The organism is Telmatospirillum siberiense (genome assembly GCF_002845745.1).
Classification (GTDB): Bacteria; Pseudomonadota; Alphaproteobacteria; order Rhodospirillales; family Magnetospirillaceae; genus Telmatospirillum; species Telmatospirillum siberiense.
The window spans coordinates 1-19,317 of the sequence record NZ_PIUM01000038.1 but is presented as its reverse complement, the minus strand read 5'-3'; the positions used below and the strand labels follow the sequence as shown (position 1 = coordinate 19,317).

Genomic DNA, 19,317 nt, shown 5'->3' with positions numbered 1-19,317 from the left:
CGATGGTGGACAGAGAGGCATATCGATGAGCGCGGGAACGGCTGTCGTCGTTGGTGTCGGTGAAAGCCGGGGGTTGGGGGCCGCCTTGGCGCGGCGTTTCGCCGGGGAAGGGCTGAGAGTGATCGTCGCGGGGCGGACCTCGGCGCGCATCGAAGAGGTTGCCCGGGGCATCCGCGACGAGGGGGGGCGTGCCGAGGCCCGGACGGTGGATGCGACCAGCGAATCCGATGTGGTGGGATTGTTCGAAGCCGTCGGCGGCGATCTGGAGTTGGTTGCCTATAATGTCGGAAACAACGCCATGGAGCCCCTGCTGACTTTGCCCGCCGAAGTCTTCGAGAGGCTATGGCGACAGAATGCTCTCGGCGGGTTTCTGGTCGGACGGGAAGCCGTTCGCCACATGTTGCCGCGCGGACGGGGGTCCGTCCTGTTCACGGGCGCCACGGCATCCCTTCGCGCCCGCCCGCCGTTCGTCGCTTTCGCTTCGGCCAAGGCGGCATTGCGTGCCGTGGCGCAAGGTCTGGCGCGGGAATTCGGGCCGCAAGGAATTCATGTGGCGCATGTGGTGATCGACGGGGTCATTCACGGCGACTATGCCGAGGCGCGGTTCCCGGATTTTGTCAGGGCCAAGGGCGAGGACGGGCTGCTTGAGCCCGACGCCATCGCCGACAGTTATTGGGCGTTGCACCGGCAGCCCAATAGTGCCTGGACCCAGGAGTTGGATTTGCGCCCCTTCAAGGAGCCGTTTTGATCAATGCCACCCGCCGGCGGTCCGGACGCGCGAAGGCGCGCAGCCGAACCAGCGGGCGAAGGCGCGGCTGAACACGGAAAGTTCGGCATATCCAAGCTGGCTGGCCAGATCGGAAAGCGGGATATGGGGCTGGCGCACATAGTGGGCGGCGAGAGCGCGGCGGACCTCTTCGACCAGTTGGGAAAAGCTGATGCCCTGGTCGGCCAGGCGCCGCTGCAGCGTCCAGCGCGCCAATCCCATGCTGCCGGCGACGACTTCGATATGCGGCGGACCCTCCGGCAACCGGCTGCGGATTTCCGCCCGGACCCGTTCGAGAAAGGGCGGCGCCCCGGTACTGCCGGCCAAGGCGACCAGTTGCGCGCGCAAATCGGTCAGGCGCGCCAGATCGCCCTTGGGCATGCGCCGGTCCAGGTGGCGGTTGCGAAACACCAGTCCGTTGGTGCGCTGGCCGAAATAAACCGGCGCGTCGAAGGCGTCGCGGTGGTCGTGCCAGGCGAAGGGGCGGGGATGTTCGAAATGGACCTCCTCCGGCGTCCAGCCCGGGCCCAGGCTGGAGCGGAAAACGTTGGCGAACATTCCCATGGTCAGTTCCGCGTCCTGACGGCGTTCGAGAATTCGCCCGTCCAGAATCCGGTATTCCAGATGCAGCAATCCGTCCGCATCCTGGGTGAAGCGGGTTTCCGTGGCTTGCTGATGATAAGGGAAAAGCGAGGCCAGATTATCGAGGGCGGCGCCCAGCGTCGGCGCGGCGAGGGCGATTTCTCCGATCAGTCCCAGGCTGCGCGGCTGGAACTGTTGGCCGAACCATAGGCCGAAATTATCGTCACCGGTCTCGGCGGCGGCGGTTTCCATCATGGCGCAGTAATCGGAAAGATCGAGCGCCAGGAACGGGTCGCCCAGGCAGCGCTCGTTGACGCCCGCCTGTTCGAACACCTTGCCCGCGTCGCCGCCCCGGCCCGAGATGAAATCGGACACCCCGGAGGCGGCGGCGGCGAGAACGTTTCTTTGCTCAAATCGTGGGCGCATCGATCTCGCGGATTGCCCATTCGTTAGACAAAATTCCGTCATTTTCCATATCCCGGCGCGTGTCTTTACGTCACGCAAGACCCGTGCCGGGAGCGTCCGGATTATTCGGCGGCAGGCGGCGTGTCCATGCCGGGCGCCATGGAGAGCAGTTCATCCCCCTCGGCCTGTTCCCGCAGGACGGGGGTCAGGCGGTAGAAGGCGAACCCCAGGATGAACAGGCCGCAGAACACGGCGAAGACCAGCAGATTGAAGTAGATCATGGTGCCGAGGGCGATCAGCGCGGTGACCAGGGCGATGCCGGGAAAGACGGGATAGAACGGGGCGCGGAACGGCCGGTCCAGGGTCGGTTCGCTCCGGCGCAGCGTGAACAGTGCCGCCATGGACATGATATACATGACGATGGCGCCGAACACCGACATGGTGACGATGTTCGCCGTCAGCGGCTGTCCGGCGATGACGATCAGATTGTCCGAAAAAATGGCGGCGATTCCAACGACCCCGCCGGCCAGGATGGCGGCGATGGGGGTTTTCGTCCGGCTGTTGACCCGGGCGAGGCCGCGCGGCAGGAAACCCGCCCGGGCCAGGGCGAAGATCTGCCGGGAATAGCCCATGATGATGCCGTGGAACGAGGCTATCAGGCCGAACAATCCGATCCACACCAGCATATGCAGCCAGCCGGACTGTTCGCCGACGATCATCTTCATCGCCTGGGGCAGCGGATCGTTGATGTCGGAGAGTTGCCGCCAGTCGCCTGCTCCGCCCGCCATGACCATGGTGCCGAAGGCGAGGACGACCAGGGTGAGGATGCCGGCGATATAGGCGATGGGAACGGTTTTGGAGGGGTTTTTGGTTTCCTCGGCGGCCATGGCGGCGCCTTCGATGGCCAGGAAGAACCAGATGGCGAAGGGAATGGCCGCGAATACGCCGCTCAAGGAGCCCGTCGAGAAATCCGCCGAACCGGACCAGCCGAAGGCGGTGAAGTGGTCCCAGCTGAAGCCGGGCGCGACGACCCCCATGAACACCAGCAGTTCGATGATGGCCAGGACGGTGATGAACAACTCGAAAGTGGCCGCGATGGTGACGCCTGCGATGTTCAATCCCATGAAGACCACATAGGCGCCGACGGCGGCCAGCTTGGGATCGAGCGCGGGGAACTGCACATTGAGATAGGCGCCGATCGCCAGGGCGATGGCCGGCGGCGCGAAGACGAATTCGACCAATGTGGCGAATCCCGCGACAAAGCCGCCGAAGGATCCGAATGCCCGGTAGGAATAGGCGAAGGGCCCCCCCGCATGGGGAATGGCGGTGGTCAATTCGGTGAAGCTGAAGATGAAGGTGGTGTACATCGCGGCGATGAGGATGGTGGTCAGCAGGAAACCCAGCGTTCCGGCGGTCGACCAGCCGTAGGACCACCCGAAATATTCGCCGGAGATCACCAGCCCCACGGCGATGCCCCACAGATGGAGGCCGGACAGGCTTCGCTTGAGTTCGGACGTGTGATGGTCTGACATGTTTTTTTCCTCTGCTGTGCGAGGGACCGACGAGAAGGGGGCGGGGATCGCAAGACCGGAAAGCGTTCCTCCGTTCCCTCCCGGTTCCTAAGCGTCGTTCGGTATGGCCGGGACTTCTTTGCCGGCGATGGAAGTCGATGGCGTTTCCTCTTTCAGGCCGACGCCGGTGAGTTTTCTCCGCATGCCCTCCCGGGCCAGCCAGACCAGCTTTTCCGCCGCCTGGGCCGGTGACAGGCCGTCGGCATGAATGTTGGAAATGCAGTTCCGTTCGGCGTCCCGGCATCCCGGCCGGGGCGCGTAGGTGAGGTAGATCCCCAAGGAATCCGCCACGGAAAGTCCGGGGCGTTCGCCGATCAAAACCGCGACCATGCGCGCCCCGAGACGCTCCCCGACATGGTCGCCGAGGGCGACGCGGGCTTGTCGGGCGAGGACGATGGGGGCCACCTTCCAATCCTTGAGACGGGTCAGGATTTCGATGGCTGTGGCCGGCGCCCAGGCTTGGACGGCCGCCGCCGATAGACCGTCGGCGACCACCAGCGCGAGGTCCCAGCCGGCATGGGACAGCCGGCCCAGACTTTCGGCTTCGAGGCGTCGGCCCAGATCCGGACGCCGCAGATAGGTCTGACGATCCGGGGCGGCGCTGTGCACGGCCACGGTTTCCACGCCATCCGGGAGACCCGCCGTCAGACCGTCCCAGTCGACGGAGCCGTTCACCGCATCGCGGGCCAGGGCATGCGCCAGTTGAAAGGAGAGGAGGTGCCGGCTGGGCAGGGCGTCACCCGACCGTCCCAGGCCGATCCGGGCACGGGTGGCCAGGCGGAAGCGGGCGAACGGATCGAAGGGGATCGCTTCGTCGGCCATGATCAGGCTCCATTTCCCAGTAGACGGGTCACCGATCCGGCGTGGGGCCCCTGGGGCGGCAGGCGCCCGGTCTCGTCGAGCATGCCCATTCGGGACAGCCAGGCTTCGAATTCGGGAGCGGGGCGGCGCCCCAGCAGATGGCGCAATGTCAGGACATCGTGATAGCCGAGACTCTGATAGTTCAGCATCACGTCGTCCGCGCCGGGGACGGCGATCAGGAAATTGACGCCGGCGGTGCCCAGCAGGGTCATCAGGACGTCCATGTCGTCCTGGTCGGCCTCGGCATGGTTGGTGTAGCAGACGTCGACGCCCATCGGCACGCCGAGCAGCTTGCCGCAGAAGTGATCCTCCAGCCCGGCCCGGGTGATCTGTTTGGCGTCGTAGAGATATTCGGGGCCGATGAAGCCGACCACCGTGTTGACCAGCAGGGGGGCGAAAGCCCGCGCCACGCCATAGGCCCGCGCCTCGATGGTTTGCTGATCGACGCCGTGGTGCGCGTCGGCCGACAGGGCGCTGCCCTGGCCGGTCTCGAAATACATGACATTGTCGCCGACGGTGCCGCGCCGCAATTCCAGGGCGGCCTGCCGGGCCTCGGCGAGGATCGCCAGATCGATGCCGAAGCCCCGGTTGGCCGCCTCGGTTCCGGCGATGCTCTGGAAGACCAGGTCCACCGGCGCTCCCCGTTCGATGGCCGCGATGGTGTTGGTGACGTGGGTGAGCACGCAGGATTGCGTCGGAATGTCGAAACGCCGCCGGACCTCGTCCTGCATCCGGATCAGGGTCATGCAGGCGTCCAGATTGTCGGAGGCGGGATTGATGCCGATGACGGCGTCGCCGATGCCGAACAGCAGGCCATCCAGGGTGGAGGCGGCGATTCCCAACGGATCGTCCGTGGGGTGGTTGGGCTGCAGGCGCGACGACAGGCATCCGGGCAGACCGATGGTGGTGCGGAAGGCCGTCACCACCCGGCATTTCGATGCCACCGTAACGAGGTCGATGTTGCGCATCAGCTTGGAAACGGCGGCCGCCATTTCCGGCGTCAAGCCGGGGGCCAGGGCGGTCAGGACATCGGGCGTGGCGGCATAGGACAGCAGCCAGTCGCGGAATTGTCCGACCGTCATATGGGCGACGGGCGCGAAGGCCCGGGCGTCGTGCCCATCGACGATCAGCCGGGTGACCTCGTCTTCCTCATAGGGCACCAGGGGATGGTCGAGAAAGACGGTCAGCGGAAGATCGGCCAGAACCATCCGGGCGGCGACCCGGCGCACGTCGCTTGCGGCGGCGATGCCCGCCAACTCGTCGCCCGAGCGGCGCGGCGAGGCACAGGCCAGGACCGTCTTCAGATCGGGAAAGACGTGGCGCTCGCCGCCGGCAGTGGTCGCGAACTGGGACATTGCTTCATACCGCTTCGGTCAAATTGAAGCGGCAGTATGGCAAGGCGGCGAGTCAACCCGTTTGACATTTCAGCACAGAATTTGAGCGTAGTGATATTACGCCTATTTATTAGGCAATACTCCCCGAGACGCGATCGGCCAGGACGGGGTAGTCCGTATAGCCTTCCGGTCCGGGGGAATAGAATGTCGCCGGATTGGCCGGATTGAGTTTGGCGCCGGCCTTGATCCTTGCCGGGAGGTCGGGATTCGCCAGAAAACCGCTGCCAAAGGCGACGGCGTCCAGCTTTCCATCGGCGACGGCTTTGTCGGCCTCTTCCGGCGTGTAGCCCATGTTGCCGACGAGCACCCCTTTGTAATGCGCCCGGATGGGCGTCATCACATCGCCTTTCTGCTGACTGAAGAAATCACCGCGCATGGCATGCAGATAGGCGAGGTTGAAATCATTGAGCCGTTCGGCCAGCCAGGTGGAAAGGCCGATCGGGTCGCTGTCGATCATGCTGTTGAAGCTGTTGAGCGGCGAAATCCGCAAACCGACCCGGCCGCCGCCCCAGACGCCGATGGCGGCCTCGATCACTTCGAACATCAGGCGCGCCCGGTTTTCGAGCGAGCCGCCATAAGCTCCGCCGCGCTTGTTCGCGCCGTTGCGCAAGAATTCATCCAACAGATAACCGTTGGCGCCATGGACCTCGACCCCGTCGAAGCCGGCGCCGAGCGCGTTCTCCGCCGCCTTTTTGAAGCCAGCGACAATGCCCGGCAATTCGTCGTCGCGAAGTTCCCGGGGCATGACATAGGGTTTCTTCCCCTCCGGCGTATGGACCTCGTCCCCGACGATGGCGATCGGGCTGGGGGCAACCGGTTGCGCGCCGTCGTTGAGCAGCGGATGGCAGGCGCGTCCCCCATGCCAGATCTGGAGGAATATTCGTCCGCCGGCGGCATGAACGGCATCGGTCACCGTCTTCCAGGCGGTCACCTGGGCGGCGGAGTAAATTCCCGGCTCCATCCAGAAGGCCGAGTTGCCCTCGATCGCCATGGTGGCTTCCGCGACGATCAGTCCCGCGCTGGCGCGCTGGGCATAATATTGGGCCATCAGGGCGGTCGGAACATGTCGGGCGTCGGCCCGGCAGCGCGTCAGTGGCGCCATGAAAATGCGGTTCGCCGCCGTCAGCGGCCCAAGTGCGATGGGGGAGAATAATGTGCTCATCGTGCAGGGAGTCCCGAAATGGTTGGAGGCCTCGGCGATCATGCGTCTTTGATCAATATGGGTTCTTGCCGTTCTTGAAGGAGTCTTGAAGGGTGTTTTGTTGATCAACGGGCTTCCGGGCTATTCGCGGTTCATTTCGAACTCCTCAAGCGACAGGCCGAGCGCGGATGCCGCTTCCTCGAGATAGTCGGCAAGCAGCGGAGTTCCGATCAGATAGTCGGCTTCGGACGCCGTCCGGCGTTGTCGCGCCTGGCTTATCGCCATTTGCCAGTCATCCTTGTCGAAATCACCGCGACCGATCCAGATGAGGGCCAGAAGTTCTTCCTGTTCGTCCGTATTCAGGCCGTCGATCGCATCGCGCAATTCCTCGGCGGTCGAATTATCAGGCGTATCCAGAAGGATCGCCCCTTCGCCATCGTCGGTCGGATTCGAGTCGGTGTCCCCGGCATCCGCCGGAGTTTCGGCATCGAATTCGCGCGCTTTTTCGATGATGAAAGCGAGCTTTTGAAGGGAAATGGCAAGCATATCCGGTATGTCCCGAAGAATAAGATGTGGGGGCGGCTGTGGTGTCGGCCCGCTCGGCCGTTATCCGAATTTCTCTCACCGGACATTGGGGTCCCGAGGGGCTGGGAGAATGGGCGTCAGCCGCCGGATGGCGACGAATCGGTGGTCTCAACGTCGGCTTTGCATAGAATAACGACCAAGGCTGTCGCCCGGCAGACTCGGAAATTACCTATCGATGGATCATCGTGCGGCGGTTTCCGGCATCCCGAGAGCGAAGACGGTCAGAGCCGTGGCGGCAACGGCGGCCAGGACAAGAAAGGTCGTGTCATATCCGAAGTGGTCGACAATGAGTCCTGCCGCCAGTCCACTCAGCGAAGCGCCGATCCCCGCCATCGTCGCGATGGCTCCCAGGGCCAGGTTGTAGCGGCCGGTACCACGCATGATATCGGCGATCACCAGGGGGTGAGGACGCCGAAAATTCCGGCACCGACGCCATCGAGCAACTGGACTCCGATCAGCCAGACGCTGTTGTCCGAGCCCGGGTTTCGTCGATCGCGCCGCCGATGGGGGTTTGGACGGCCAGCGCCAGAATGCCGCCGAGGCTGGTTACCAATCCGACTTCGGACTGGCTCCAATGCTGCTGGGTGACCAGGAAGACATTGAGATAAGGTCCGAGCGCGCCGCGGACATCGGCAAGCAAGAAGTTGGTGGCGTCGAGGGACAGGCCCACGAAAGCGGCCTTGGGAGCGATCTCCTCCGGTGCGTCGGTGCCGCTCATACCCGATTGATCCCGCCGTTGCGATGGGTGAGACAGGTTCGGAAACCCGGCAGGGTCAAAGCCATAGCCACCATGTCCCAAGGATCAGGGTGATGGCGGTCAGCGGCGCGCCGACCCTGAAGTAATCCCAGAAGCCGATGGTAACCCCGGAAACCGCCGCCCTCTGGACGACGATCAGATTGGCGACCGAGCCCAGCACGGTGAAGTTTCCCGCCAATGTCGAGGACATGGCGATCACCAGCCATGCCGTATCGTGGTCTTTCAGCGAATCGACGAATGGCTTTATCACCAGAACGGCGGGCACATTGCTGAGCAGATTGGACAGCACGGCCGTCACGGCGCTGAGAATGGGAATGCGATCGAGCTGAAGGCGGCCGGCGGCGGAAATGACCTCGGGACTGAGCAGCGCATGTTCGGCGCCGGCGACGATGATGAAAAGGCCCGAGAACATCAGCAGCAGCGACCAGTCGATTTCCGCATAGACCCGCCAGCTTTTCATGCGCCGGGTCAGCAGCAGCAGGCCGCCGATGATGATCGCCGCTTTGGCCGGGACCACGCCGCAGAAGAACGATGCGATCAGGATAACCGTCGCCAGCAGTGCCCGGATGACCAGCGCGCGATTGACGCTGTTCTTCTGTCGAAGCGCGTCCAGCCGCGCGACGCCTGCGAATTCGGCGCGATGGAGGACGGCGATCAGCGCCACGGTGATGATCAGTCCGGCCAGCGCGACGGGGCCCAGCGCCAGGACGAATTTGCCGTAAGGGATATGAGAGAAGCTGCCGATCATGATGTTCTGCGGGTTGCCGGTGATCGTCGCGGTCGATCCGATATTCGACGCCATTGCCACGGCCAGCAGATAGGGCATCGGACGCCGCCCCAGCGCGAGCGTCAATTCCAGCACCAGCGGCGTCAGCACCAGGCAGACCGCATCGTTGACCAGGAAGGCGGAAAGGCCGCCGGAAATGGCGACGACGGCGCCGAGCAGGATCATCGGGCGCCCCGCATGCATGCCGATCCAGGCGCTGGCGGCGGCGAAGAAGCCGGAGAGGCGCAGGCTGGCGACGACGATCATCATGCCGAGAAGGAGGGTGATGGTGTCGAGATCCACGGCCTTGTAGGCCTCCTCGAGGGATAATGCCCCCGACGCGATCATCAGGCCCGCGCCGACCAGGGCGATGCCGGCCCGATCGATGGAGAATCCGGGAATCCGGCCGATCGCGAGTGCCAGATAGCTCCCGACGAAGATGATGCAGGCGGCGACCTCGTGACGCATCCCACCCATCCGCTCTTCTCCGGGGAACAGGGTGGGGGCGAGTGCGCTGGCGATGGCGACGGCGATGACGAACGCGACGAGCAGAATGCTCACGGCAATCAGCCAGCGGCTTCGAAGGGATATCCGGTGACGCATGGACGTTATCTTACCGATGAAACCGGGCGAAATCCCTGGGGTTTAGATAGCGTCGCGATGAAAAGACGTCAAGGACCCGTCGATTCGTCAATAGATCCTTACATCTACGGGGTCTTACTTCGTCAACTGTGCTCGGATCGTCAGCAATTCCTGCCGGCGCTCCGCGGTTGTTTCCGGATAGGTCATTTTGAGATCTTCGAGCGTGTCGAGGACGATTTGCGAAACGATCAACCGGGCATTTTTCTTGTCGTCGGCGGGAACGACGTACCAGGGTGCGTCTTCTGTGCTGGTCGCGCTCAGGCAGGCCTCATAGGCCGCCATATATTGTTTCCAGAATTTCCGCTCCTCAATGTCGGCGATGCTGAATTTCCAATTTTTGTCGGGATCGTCGATACGTTCGAGAAATCGCTTCCGCTGCTCTTCCTTCGAAAGGTGAAGGAAGATCTTGATGATGCGGGTTCCGTTCCTCGCAAGGTGTTTTTCCAAATCCCGGATCGATCGGTAGCGGTCGTGCCAGACCGTCGTTTCATCGAGCACGGAATCCGGGAGCCCTTCGCTGCGGAGAATCTCGGGATGGACCCGGGCGATCAAGACCTCTTCGTAATAGGATCGGTTGAAGATGCCGATTTGCCCTCGTTCCGGCAGGACACGGGTGGTCCGCCACAGGAAATCATGTTGCAGTTCGGCGGGACTGGGATGCTTGAAGCTGAAAACCTGGCAACCTTGCGGGTTGACCCCCGACATCACATGCTTGATGGCGCCATCTTTTCCCGCCGCGTCCATCGCCTGGAAGATCAGCAGAACGGCATGGGCATTGGAGGCGTAAAGAAGCTGCTGGCGCGCGCTGAGTTGCGCGACATGCTCGTGCATCATTTCGTGATAGTGCTTCTTCGACGCGTAGGCGGGGTCCCCTTTGGTCGGCCATTTTTTGAGAGAGACCCCGTCTCCCTCTCGCACCTGATAATCGCGTGAATTGATCTTCATCGGACACTTTCAGCGGTTTCGTCCTTCGTGGAGGGCCTTCGGGCTTCTCCGTCGATCGTCGTCTGAATTTTAGAATCGGTCGGGCGATGGCGACAGGTTCGGAAACTACCCAAACCGTTCGATCTTACGCCGGCCTTATGCGGGAAGAAATCGAACATCGGCGCATCGTTGGTGGAGCGGCATCGCGTCCTGGTTGGTAAGGGGGATTTTCAAAATATCGGCCTTAATTATCTTTATCTATAAACTGGATGGACATATTTTTGAGCCAAGCCAAAGGTGGCTTGGCTCAGGGACGTGGAATTCATGAATATCCAGTTGACGCGATCGGCGTCGGACGAAAGGGCGGAAACGAAAGAGGCGGCGGTCCTGAGAACCGCCATCACCGCCGAAGCGCGCCGGCTCGGCGCCTCGATCGTCGGTTTCGCGCCGGTCGATCGGTGGGCGGCGCATGGCGAGGTTCCCGAAGGGTACCGCCCGCAGGATCTCTGGCCGCAGGCGCGGGCGGTGGTGTCCTTCGGCGTGCCGATGCTGTTGCCGATCATCGAATCGACGCCGTCGATCAACTATCAGGAAATGTACGATACCTCGAACCGGCTTCTGGACGAGATCAGCTATCGTCTGTCGGTTTGGCTGGTCGAGCAGGGCATTCCGGCGATTTGCCTGCCGCGTGACGGCTATGGCAGCCTGGAGGTGTTGCTGAAAAATCCATTCGGGTCGTTCAGCCATACCTACGCCGCCAAATATGCGGGGCTCGGTTCCGTCGGTATGTCGCACAATCTGCTCACCCCGCAATGGGGGCCCAGGATCCGGCTGAATTCGGTATTTCTGGGCGTCGATATGGACGGGGATGCCGAGCTGACGCAGGTCTGCAACGGATGCGGTCTCTGCGCGAGATTGTGTCCGGTCAACGCCATCAAGGCCAGGAAGGGGGAAATCCTGGGCGATCTGGACAAGGACGCCTGCACCCGCCATCACATCGAACTGAAAACGGAAACCCGCTGGCCCTGTGGCGTCTGCGTCAAGGTCTGCCCGGTCGGCGCCGATCGCAAGCTGTTCGACAGCGTCAGCGTCAAACCCTATCGCGATGAGAAGCCGGCCCTGGAGAAAAATCCCGACGATCCGCGTTTCCGGCGGCTGGTGCATATGCGCCGCCATGGTTCGGGCGGCGATCGGATTTCCTGAGGACTCCCGCTACTCCCGGCTCACCGAGACGTCGAGGCCATAGCGGTTCAGGATGTCCTTCGCCCGATCCAGGCGCGGCTTGCTGGTCGAGTGGATTTGATAGCTTTTGCCCAGCGCCTCGTATTTCGAGACGCCGAAATCATGGTAGGGCAGAACCTCGATCGACGGCAGGCCGGCTTCGTTCATGAAGGTGCCGAGCGCGTCGAGATTGCTCTCGGTGTCGTTGAAATCGGGAATCAGGGGTAGGCGCACCACCACCGGAAAGCCCCGCCGGCCCAATGTCCGGGCATTGTGAAGGATCCAGTCGTTGGGTTTGCCCGTCGCTCCGGCATGCAGGGCACCGTCCATATGTTTCAGGTCCAGCAGAATCAGGTCGATGTGGGGCAACAGGGCTTCCAGCGTCGGCCATGGCGCATAGCCGCTGGTATCGATGCAGGTGTGGAACCCGACCTCGTCATGCAGATGCCGCAGCAAGGCGCCGAGGAAGGCCGGTTGGGCCAGGACTTCGCCGCCTCCGAAGGTGACGCCGCCGCCGCTTTGCATGAAGATCCGCCAATGCTGGCGGACTTCCTCGGCGATCTCGGAGACCGTCATCGTCTTGCCCGATAAAGTACGGGCGTTTTGGGGGCAAAGGTCCACGCAGGCGCCGCAACCGACGCAACGCCGGCGATCCAGCCGGATACCGGTCCCGTCCAGGACGAGGGCATCTTGCGGGCATTGTTCGACGCAGTGGCCGCAGCGGGTGCAAAGCGACGTGAAATACAGCAACTCGGCCTTGTGTCGCTGCGATTCCGGATTGGCGCACCAAAGGCAAGAGAGGGGGCAGCCTTTGAAAAAGACGGTGGAGCGCACTCCCGGCCCGTCATGCAGGCTGAAATGCTGGATGTCGAAGATGACGCCGCGTGTGTCGTCCATGATGGGCCTTGAAAACGCGAGGGGCGCGGGGAAACCGTTCCCGCGCCCCGGTCGCTTCCCCTTCGTTCCTAAAAGTTCAATTCCGTACGGGCGATGATCTCGTCCTGGACGCCCTTGTGCAGGCGGGTGAAATAGGCGCTGAAACCGGCGACGCGCACCGTCAGGCCCTTGTAGGCGTCCGGATGGGCCTGGGCATCGCGCAGCGTGTCCGACGAGACGATGTTGAACTGAATGTGCGAGCCGTTCTGGTCCATGTAGGTCTTGATCAGCGACAGCAGTTTGCGGGCCCCCCCGATACCGCTCAGCGCGGAAGGGTGGAACTTCATATTGAAGTGGTTGGAACCGAATTGGACCGTGTCCAGCCCTTGCGCCGCCGAGGCGACCAGGGCCAGCGGACCGGCCCTGTCGGTGCCGGGAGTGGCCGATACGCTGCCGTCCGTGAGCGGGGAACCCCGCCGGTGGCCGTTGGGCAAGGCGCCGGTCAGCAGGCCGAAGTAGTTGTGAATGGACAGCGAATAGGCCTCGATGTTGGCGATGTGGTCGCCGTAGAACTTCTCGTCCACGGCGCGGAACCGCTCCATGGAGTCGTCGTAGACCCGGCGGACCAGGGCATCGGTCGCGGCCTCGCCGTTGCCATGCTTCGGTGCCTTCAGGCATAAGGCCAGGACGTCCTCATAGCCCGCGAAATCGGCGGCCAGCGCGTCGAGGAGGCGCGCCATGGTCACGGCCTTTTTCTCGAATACGAGGTGGCGGATGGTGGACAGGGAATTGGCCACGTCGATGCCGGCCGTGCTGATGACGAAGTAGAGGTAATAATCGGTGGCGCCGTCGAAGACGTGCCGGCCGCGTTCAAGGCATCCGCCATACATGGCGGAACGGAAGGCCGGCGGCACGGTTTCGCCCAGCGCCTTGTTGGACAGCGATCCATAGGGCCGGATGGTGGCGAACAGGTGACCGACCTGGGCGGAGTAGGCGGCGAAAACCTGCTCGAAGTCGGTGAAGTCGCGCGGATTCCCGGTGCGGGCTCCGACCAGGTGGCCGGTTCCGGGATCGCGTCCGTCGTTCAGGGCCAGTTCCAGGCATTTGGCCAGATTGAAGGTACCGTTTTCATGCAGGAAGGCGGTTTTTCCGGCCACTCCGGTGCCGACGCAACTCATGTTGATGCAGTTCCGCGCGTCCTTTAGCGTGATGCCGTTTTTGGCATGCCGCACCAGCAGACGTTCCATGACGATGCGGTTGTTCAGCCATTGCGGCTGGCCGAGGCCGGTGCGCTCCAGGTCGACGGCTTTCAGGAGGAAATCCTCCTTGAGGCCGTCATGATAAAGGATCGTGATGGTCGGCTGGATGTTGTGCATCGCGATCTGCGTATCCAGCAGCAGATAATCCAACTCGCCCGTGGCGTCGCGACCGTCCGCGTCCAGGCCGCCGAGATTGATCGTGTGGCCGGTATGCCCCGAAACCTGCCGGGCGTTGATCAGTCCCTGGTAGTAGCCATATTCCAGGATCTTCACGAACAGGCATTTGAACCAGCCGACCGCGTCTTCCGCCGTCAGGCCGTTGGCCGCCTTGTCGGCCTGGTAATAGGGTTCCAGATATTGTCCCAGCCGACCCGGGGAGGAGCCGCAGCCGCTTTGTTCGATCTGGATGCCGAGATGCAGGAACCACCAGGATTGCACGGCTTCCCGGAATGTCCGGGGCGGGTTTTCCGGAACGTGGCGGCACACTTCGGCGATTTCCAGAAGCTCGGCATGGCGCACCGGATCGCTGGTTTCCCCCGCCAGTGTCGTCGCCAGATCGGCATAGCGGTGGGCCAGGTGGATCAGGGCGCGCAGCGAGATGAGCGCGGCGCGGTAGAAGTCTATTTTGGCGCTGTTTTCGGCGGTTACCGGGACGGCCTTGAGCCGTTCCTCGGTCTCTCCGATGATGGCGCCCAGGCCCTTGCCGATGAAGGTTTCGTAATCGACGTTGCCGGCGCCGATGGTGTAGGGGGCGGTTTCGGTGAAGAGGCCCGCCGCCACCGCTTCCGCCGGATCGAAGCCGTTCAACTGCCGGGACAGGGCGCGGGCCTTGGCCTCGGCGCTCCGTTCCTCGAAGAAGCGGGCGGCTTCCTGCATCAGGGCCTTTTCCTCACCGGTGATGCCGACATGGCCGAGATGGCTTTGCATCGGCTGGTCCAGTTCCTTCAGGATCCATTCGGCGCCCCATTCCGGGAAGACGTAGACGCCGGCCGGACGGCTGGTCACCGTGCCGACCAGCGGATTGTCGTCGATGAACAGCGTCTTCCTGCGCAGCAGGGTCTCGAAGAGCTTGGCCCGCAGTACCACGATGGGTTCGTGGGCCTGGGTCCGGTAGGTTTCCAGCAGAATGGGCAATCGTTCGGTGTCGACGGTCTGCGGGGCGTCGAGCAGGAACTCCTTGATTTTCGCCGCCGCCTCTTCGCAACGCCGTCGTTGGGTTTCGCGCGTCAGTCCCCCGTCGTCGGCGAAAGGGGAGGCCGCCCGCGCGGTCGGGAAGGGGGGCTGGGGAGAGGTCTGTGCGAGTGTTGTAGCCATGGCTTGACTTGAAATCCCTGGTTCGAGGGGGCATGGGGCCGGCCCCTCGTCTTGAGGGCCGGCGTCCGGAAACGATCAGGCCGCTTCGGAGCGGTTGGAGGAAAAGTCCATATCGGACAGGACCCGGCGCTTCAGATCGGCGAATTCGTGACTGGCGCGATCCCTGGGATAGTCGAGATCGACGGCGATCCTGCTGGCGATACGGCCCGGCTTGGCGCTCATGACCAGAATTTCGTTGGACAGGAAGATCGCCTCGTCGACGTCGTGGGTGACCAGGATCATGGTCGTCGCCTGGGCGCGCCAGATACGCAGCAGTTCATCTTGGAGGCGTAGCCGCGTCAGGGCGTCGAGCGCGCCCAGCGGTTCGTCCAGCAACAGGATTTCCGGCTTGCCGACCAGGGCGCGGGCGATGGCGGCGCGTTGCGCCATGCCGCCCGACAGTTGGTGGGGATAGTTTTTCTCGAACCCCGTCAGTCCGACCAGCTCGATGTGGCTCTCGACCGCCAGGGCCCTGTCTTGTCTGCTCCAACCGGAATTTTCCAGGCTGAGGCCGATATTCCCCTCCAGGGTCAGCCAGGGCAGCAGCCGGTGGTCCTGGAACACGATGCCGCGCGCCAGGCTGGTGCCGCCGATCCGCGTCCCGTTCAGCAGGATCGAACCGTCATATTGGTCATCCAGGCCGACGATGAGGCGGAGCAGGGTGGATTTCCCGCAGCCCGAAGGTCCGACGATGCTGAGAAAATGTCCGGATTCGACGTTGATATTGATGTTGGAAAGAACATCGAGCCGGTTTTGCCCGATCGAGTAATGCTTGCTGACGGATTGAATTTCCAGTTTTTCGGCCATGATCAGGGTTCCTTTTGGGCGTTTCGCGAGACAGGGCGGCTAGCCTTCGTAGCCTTGTTTCCAGCGAAGGAGCCCGCGCTGAATGGCGAACATCAGGCGATCGATGCCGAAGCCGACCAGGCCGATGACGACCATGCAGACCATGAGCTGGTCGGTCAGCAGCAATCCCTGGGCGCGGAAGATCAGGAAGCCCAGGCCCTGCATGCCGCTCAAGCCCTCGGCGACGACGACCAGGGCCCAGGCGAGCCCGGCGGCATAGCGCAGGGACACCAGAATATTGGGCAGGGCGGAGGGAAGGATGACCTTGCGGACCATTTGCCAGCGGGTCAGGGTCAGCACCTTCGCCAGTTCGATGTGATGCTTCTCGACGTTGCGGATGCCCTGCAGCGTATTGAGGAAGATCGGGAAGAACACCGATTTGCTGATGACCAGGATCTTGGCCGGCGCCCCGATGCCCAGCCACAGCACGATCAGAGGCAGCCAGGCGATCCCCGGAATGTGGCGGATGGTGTCCAGTGTCGGTCCGAAGAATCGTTCCACCCGGCCGGAAAGTCCGGCCGCGATTCCCAGGCCGACGCCCGCCAGTCCGCCGTAAAGCAGGGATTGCCCGACGATGGTGACGCTGGCCAGGAAATCGAACGCCAGATCCTGCTTGGTCAGCATCTGCCAGAAGGCCCTGGCGACCTTGGCCGGAGCGGGCAGGAAAACCGGTTCGATCCAGGCGAATGTCGCCGCGGTCTGCCAGAGGGCGAAAATGGCCAGGGGCAGGATGAGGCCGATCAAATTGGCGGTTTTCGGGAAGCGCCATGATCTGCGCGGGGCGAGAATGACCGGCGTCTCGGCGACTTCGATGGCGGTGCTGATGCTGTTCATGGCCCTCGTGTCCGAAAAAATCGGGCGGCGGCTTCGCGAAAAGCCGTCGCCCGATATCGTTGTCAGTTGTAGATCGAGTATTTTCCGCCGTTGAAGAACTTCTCGTCGACGAAGGCGTCGATCTGTTCGTCGCTCAGCTTATGGTCGACCAGGATGTCGTCGCCGTTGGCGATGTACCAGGCCTGGAAGGCCTTGAGGCTCTGCCGGGCGCGGCCGGCATTGGCTTCGCCGGCCATGAATTCCCACTCGCCGGCATGGGTGATCTGGAACTTGGCGACCTCCAGCGGCACGCGGGTGCCCTTGGCGACGATCTCGGCGGCTTCATCGACATGATCCAGCGCCCATTCGCGGGTGCGTTCGCGGGCGAGCAGGAAGGCTTTCACCACCTCGGGATATTTTTCGGCGAAATCGCGGCGGGCGAAATAGGTGACCCGTCCCGCATGGTTGACGTAGACGCTGTCGTCTCCGGGCCTGGCCACGACCTTCAGCTTGCCCGACAGCCAGGCGCCGGTGAAATGTCCGGCGGCCAGATGGGCGGCGGTGGCGTCGGTGGCGCCGGAGAGGACGGCGGAAATCGCCACGGTGGGATTGTCGATCGATTCGTAGCGGACGCGGCCCTGGCGGTTGCGGGTGTCAAGCGGCAAGCCGGCTTTATCGAGGATCTCGAACGGCGCCGACCAGTAGCAACTGATGCGGCTTGAGCCGAATTTCTTGCCGTCCAGATCCTTGGCCGAATTGACCGACGCGTTGTCGACGCGGGTCAGGATCGGTGTCCGGTAGCGGTTCGACGGTTCCGACACCCAGATCAGGACGCCGTCCAGCCCGTTGGCCCTGTGGATGGTCGCCGGATAGATCATGCGCTGGGCGATGGCGATGGCGCCGCCGCCGACCGCCGCCGCCTCGGCCCCAAGAAGCTCGGCCGCGCCGGAGGCGATGAGGGTGACCTGTTTGGTGCCGACCTTATCGAATTCTTCCTTGAAGATGCCCTTTTCCTGGGCGATTACCGTCCATGGCGACAATTGCAGATTGATGGAGGGCAGGACCGCTTCGGCCGCCCCGACCGGTTGGCCGCCGGCGCTGATTCCCGCCATCATCATCGCCGCCGCCAACATGGCGGGGCGATACCGCCATCCAATGGATCGAATGTTCATCCTTGCCCCTTCTTTTGCGAATCCCGGCCGCCCTGGCGCCCGGAAACAACTCATAACTTATCTACTAGTTTTATATACAATATGCAATATCAACAAAACTGGTGTGGCTATGAAATTTAATAACACTTTTTATATGTTTAAATGACTGCGTTCCGGGCCAGGCCGTTCCCCTTGTTGAGTTTCCTCTGTTCGGCGTTTATCAAGGGGGCGGGCCGGAGGTGCGGCCGAAAGCGAGGGGTGAGAAGACGATGAGTACGAGAGCGCGCCTGTGGGCGCTGATTGTCGGCTTGCTGGTAATCGTTGCGGCTTATTTCGTCCTCACCAGGCCGTCATCGAAAAACCAGGCCGGTCAGCCGCAGCCCTCCGCCGTTCAGTCCGATCGCGCCGAACAGAAGCCGGCGGTCTCGGGAAATTATTCCGACGACTGGATGAAGACCTGCGGTCCCATCCAAGGGGCGGCGCAAAAGGATTGTACGGCCCGCCTCGGCGCGGCCTATGGGCTGGTCGACGGGGCTCCGGTGCCCGCCGATCCGAAAGGCGCCGGGAAGTGACGACGCTGGTTGCCGCCTATCAATCGAAAGAGGTGGCCGACTTCCTGGAAAGCCGGTTCAAGGGAGCGATCCTTCCGGCGTGGTGAGCGCTCCGCTCGTTCAGCGGAACTGGAACGGCAGCGAAAAGGTGAGCGGTCCGGCCGCGTCCGGGCAAGGCGGAAAGGGGGCCGCCGCCCGCAAGGCGGCCAGCGCCGACTGATCGAGGGTGTCGGATCCGCTGGATGCTGCGATTGCGGCGCTGTCGAGCCGTCCGTCCGCGAAAATGGTAAATCTCAATTCCACGGTTCCCCGTGAACGGGCGTGTCCGGGCCGGTGAGCCAGGATCAGGGTGCGGATGGTCTCGCCATAAAGGCGGAGGCTGTCCTCGTCCGCTGACGGCGTCTTGCCCTCGGGGGCGCCGCCCGGCGGCGTCGGGGCGCTGGGGCCGTCGGCGGACGAGGGTGTCGCTTCCATCGCCGTCGTCCCGTCATCCTTTCCGTCGATAAGTGGGGTGGGGACGGCAAGCGCCGTCTTCGCGGGCGGTGGGATTTTTTTTCGCCGTGTCGCGGTGCCGGCATCGCTGGCCGGCGGGCGCGCGGGCGTCGTCGATTCGCGTTCCGGCTCCTCCGGCGGCGGTGGCGCGACGAGCGCCACCGCGAGAACTGCGCCGGCCGGAAGGACGCTCTCGTCCGTGCCCGGGGAGGTGGCCTGGAGGCACCATCCCAGGACCGCCGCATGCAGGCCGAAGGACAGGGCGATTCCAGGCACTACCCCGGGGAAGCGAGGTTTCCCCGGGGGGCTGGCGAGCGAAATGCCCGTTGTTTCCGTCATCAGAAGGACACGGTCATTCCGG

The 19,317-nt window shown here is 63.2% G+C and carries 19 protein-coding genes; 3 read left to right on the top strand and 16 right to left on the bottom strand.

What is annotated here, in order from left to right:
- The first annotated feature begins 25 nt into the window (after positions 1 to 25).
- Positions 26 to 748 (top strand): SDR family NAD(P)-dependent oxidoreductase, encoded by a 723-nt coding sequence (locus CWS72_RS23385; RefSeq protein ID WP_199175929.1) that lies wholly within the window; start codon positions 26 to 28, stop codon positions 746 to 748.
- On the opposite strand, the gene qhpR is transcribed toward CWS72_RS23385, so the two are convergent.
- The 10 genes from qhpR to CWS72_RS23340 form a co-directional block, all read right to left on the bottom strand.
- Positions 749 to 1,774, bottom strand: coding sequence for an AraC-like transcriptional regulator QhpR (qhpR, locus tag CWS72_RS23380; protein ID WP_101253069.1), 1,026 nt, complete (start codon positions 1,772 to 1,774; stop codon positions 749 to 751).
- A gap of 101 nt (positions 1,775 to 1,875) precedes the next feature.
- Positions 1,876 to 3,285 (bottom strand): ethanolamine permease, encoded by a 1,410-nt coding sequence (gene eat / locus CWS72_RS23375; RefSeq protein WP_101253068.1) that lies wholly within the window; start codon positions 3,283 to 3,285, stop codon positions 1,876 to 1,878.
- Positions 3,286 to 3,372: 87 nt separating this feature from the next.
- Positions 3,373 to 4,146 carry an ethanolamine ammonia-lyase subunit EutC gene (gene eutC / locus CWS72_RS23370; RefSeq protein ID WP_101253067.1) on the bottom strand — a complete coding sequence of 258 codons (774 nt, stop codon included), beginning with the start codon at positions 4,144 to 4,146 and terminating at the stop codon, positions 3,373 to 3,375.
- Positions 4,147 to 4,148: 2 nt separating this feature from the next.
- Positions 4,149 to 5,540 carry an ethanolamine ammonia-lyase subunit EutB gene (locus CWS72_RS23365; RefSeq protein ID WP_101253066.1) on the bottom strand — a complete coding sequence of 464 codons (1,392 nt, stop codon included), beginning with the start codon at positions 5,538 to 5,540 and terminating at the stop codon, positions 4,149 to 4,151.
- 109 nt (positions 5,541 to 5,649) lie between these two features.
- The gene (locus CWS72_RS23360; protein WP_101253113.1) at positions 5,650 to 6,741 is read right to left on the bottom strand and encodes an alkene reductase; all 1,092 of its coding nucleotides are present in this window, start codon (positions 6,739 to 6,741) and stop codon (positions 5,650 to 5,652) included.
- A 120-nt stretch (positions 6,742 to 6,861) separates the two neighbouring features.
- Positions 6,862 to 7,266 carry a DUF3775 domain-containing protein gene (locus CWS72_RS23355; RefSeq protein WP_101253065.1) on the bottom strand — a complete coding sequence of 135 codons (405 nt, stop codon included), beginning with the start codon at positions 7,264 to 7,266 and terminating at the stop codon, positions 6,862 to 6,864.
- A 219-nt stretch (positions 7,267 to 7,485) separates the two neighbouring features.
- Positions 7,486 to 7,686, bottom strand: a complete 201-nt coding sequence (locus tag CWS72_RS28165; RefSeq protein ID WP_199175926.1) for a hypothetical protein — start codon at positions 7,684 to 7,686, stop codon at positions 7,486 to 7,488.
- 73 nt (positions 7,687 to 7,759) lie between these two features.
- On the bottom strand, positions 7,760 to 8,023 hold the full coding sequence (locus CWS72_RS28160) for a hypothetical protein (RefSeq protein ID WP_199175925.1): 264 nt from the start codon (positions 8,021 to 8,023) through the stop codon (positions 7,760 to 7,762).
- Between the two features lie 55 nt (positions 8,024 to 8,078).
- Positions 8,079 to 9,389, bottom strand: coding sequence for an anion transporter (locus tag CWS72_RS23345; protein ID WP_241911867.1), 1,311 nt, complete (start codon positions 9,387 to 9,389; stop codon positions 8,079 to 8,081).
- Between the two features lie 156 nt (positions 9,390 to 9,545).
- The gene (locus tag CWS72_RS23340) at positions 9,546 to 10,415 is read right to left on the bottom strand and encodes an ADP-polyphosphate phosphotransferase (RefSeq protein ID WP_101253064.1); all 870 of its coding nucleotides are present in this window, start codon (positions 10,413 to 10,415) and stop codon (positions 9,546 to 9,548) included.
- 303 nt (positions 10,416 to 10,718) lie between these two features.
- Between CWS72_RS23340 and CWS72_RS23335 the strand changes: the two genes are divergently transcribed.
- Positions 10,719 to 11,597 (top strand): 4Fe-4S dicluster domain-containing protein, encoded by an 879-nt coding sequence (locus CWS72_RS23335; protein ID WP_101253111.1) that lies wholly within the window; start codon positions 10,719 to 10,721, stop codon positions 11,595 to 11,597.
- A gap of 9 nt (positions 11,598 to 11,606) precedes the next feature.
- Here the strand turns inward: CWS72_RS23335 and CWS72_RS23330 are convergent, their stop codons facing one another.
- The 5 genes from CWS72_RS23330 to CWS72_RS23310 form a co-directional block, all read right to left on the bottom strand.
- A complete protein-coding gene (locus CWS72_RS23330; protein WP_101253063.1) occupies positions 11,607 to 12,512 on the bottom strand; it encodes a glycyl-radical enzyme activating protein in 906 nt (301 codons plus the stop codon).
- A gap of 68 nt (positions 12,513 to 12,580) precedes the next feature.
- The gene (locus CWS72_RS23325) at positions 12,581 to 15,064 is read right to left on the bottom strand and encodes a glycyl radical protein (RefSeq protein WP_101253062.1); all 2,484 of its coding nucleotides are present in this window, start codon (positions 15,062 to 15,064) and stop codon (positions 12,581 to 12,583) included.
- A gap of 75 nt (positions 15,065 to 15,139) precedes the next feature.
- Entirely contained in the window at positions 15,140 to 15,910 is a 771-nt protein-coding gene (locus CWS72_RS23320) for an ABC transporter ATP-binding protein (protein WP_101253061.1), read from the bottom strand.
- Positions 15,911 to 15,949: 39 nt separating this feature from the next.
- A complete protein-coding gene (locus CWS72_RS23315; protein ID WP_101253060.1) occupies positions 15,950 to 16,783 on the bottom strand; it encodes an ABC transporter permease in 834 nt (277 codons plus the stop codon).
- A 62-nt stretch (positions 16,784 to 16,845) separates the two neighbouring features.
- Complete coding sequence (locus tag CWS72_RS23310) at positions 16,846 to 17,934, bottom strand: ABC transporter substrate-binding protein (RefSeq protein ID WP_199175924.1); 1,089 nt, start codon at positions 17,932 to 17,934, stop codon at positions 16,846 to 16,848.
- A gap of 248 nt (positions 17,935 to 18,182) precedes the next feature.
- Between CWS72_RS23310 and CWS72_RS23305 the strand changes: the two genes are divergently transcribed.
- Positions 18,183 to 18,485, top strand: coding sequence for a hypothetical protein (locus CWS72_RS23305; protein WP_146002846.1), 303 nt, complete (start codon positions 18,183 to 18,185; stop codon positions 18,483 to 18,485).
- 99 nt (positions 18,486 to 18,584) lie between these two features.
- On the opposite strand, the gene CWS72_RS23295 is transcribed toward CWS72_RS23305, so the two are convergent.
- Positions 18,585 to 19,317, bottom strand: a 733-nt coding sequence (locus CWS72_RS23295) for a TonB family protein (protein ID WP_206747707.1), incomplete at its 5' end; no start/stop codon positions are given.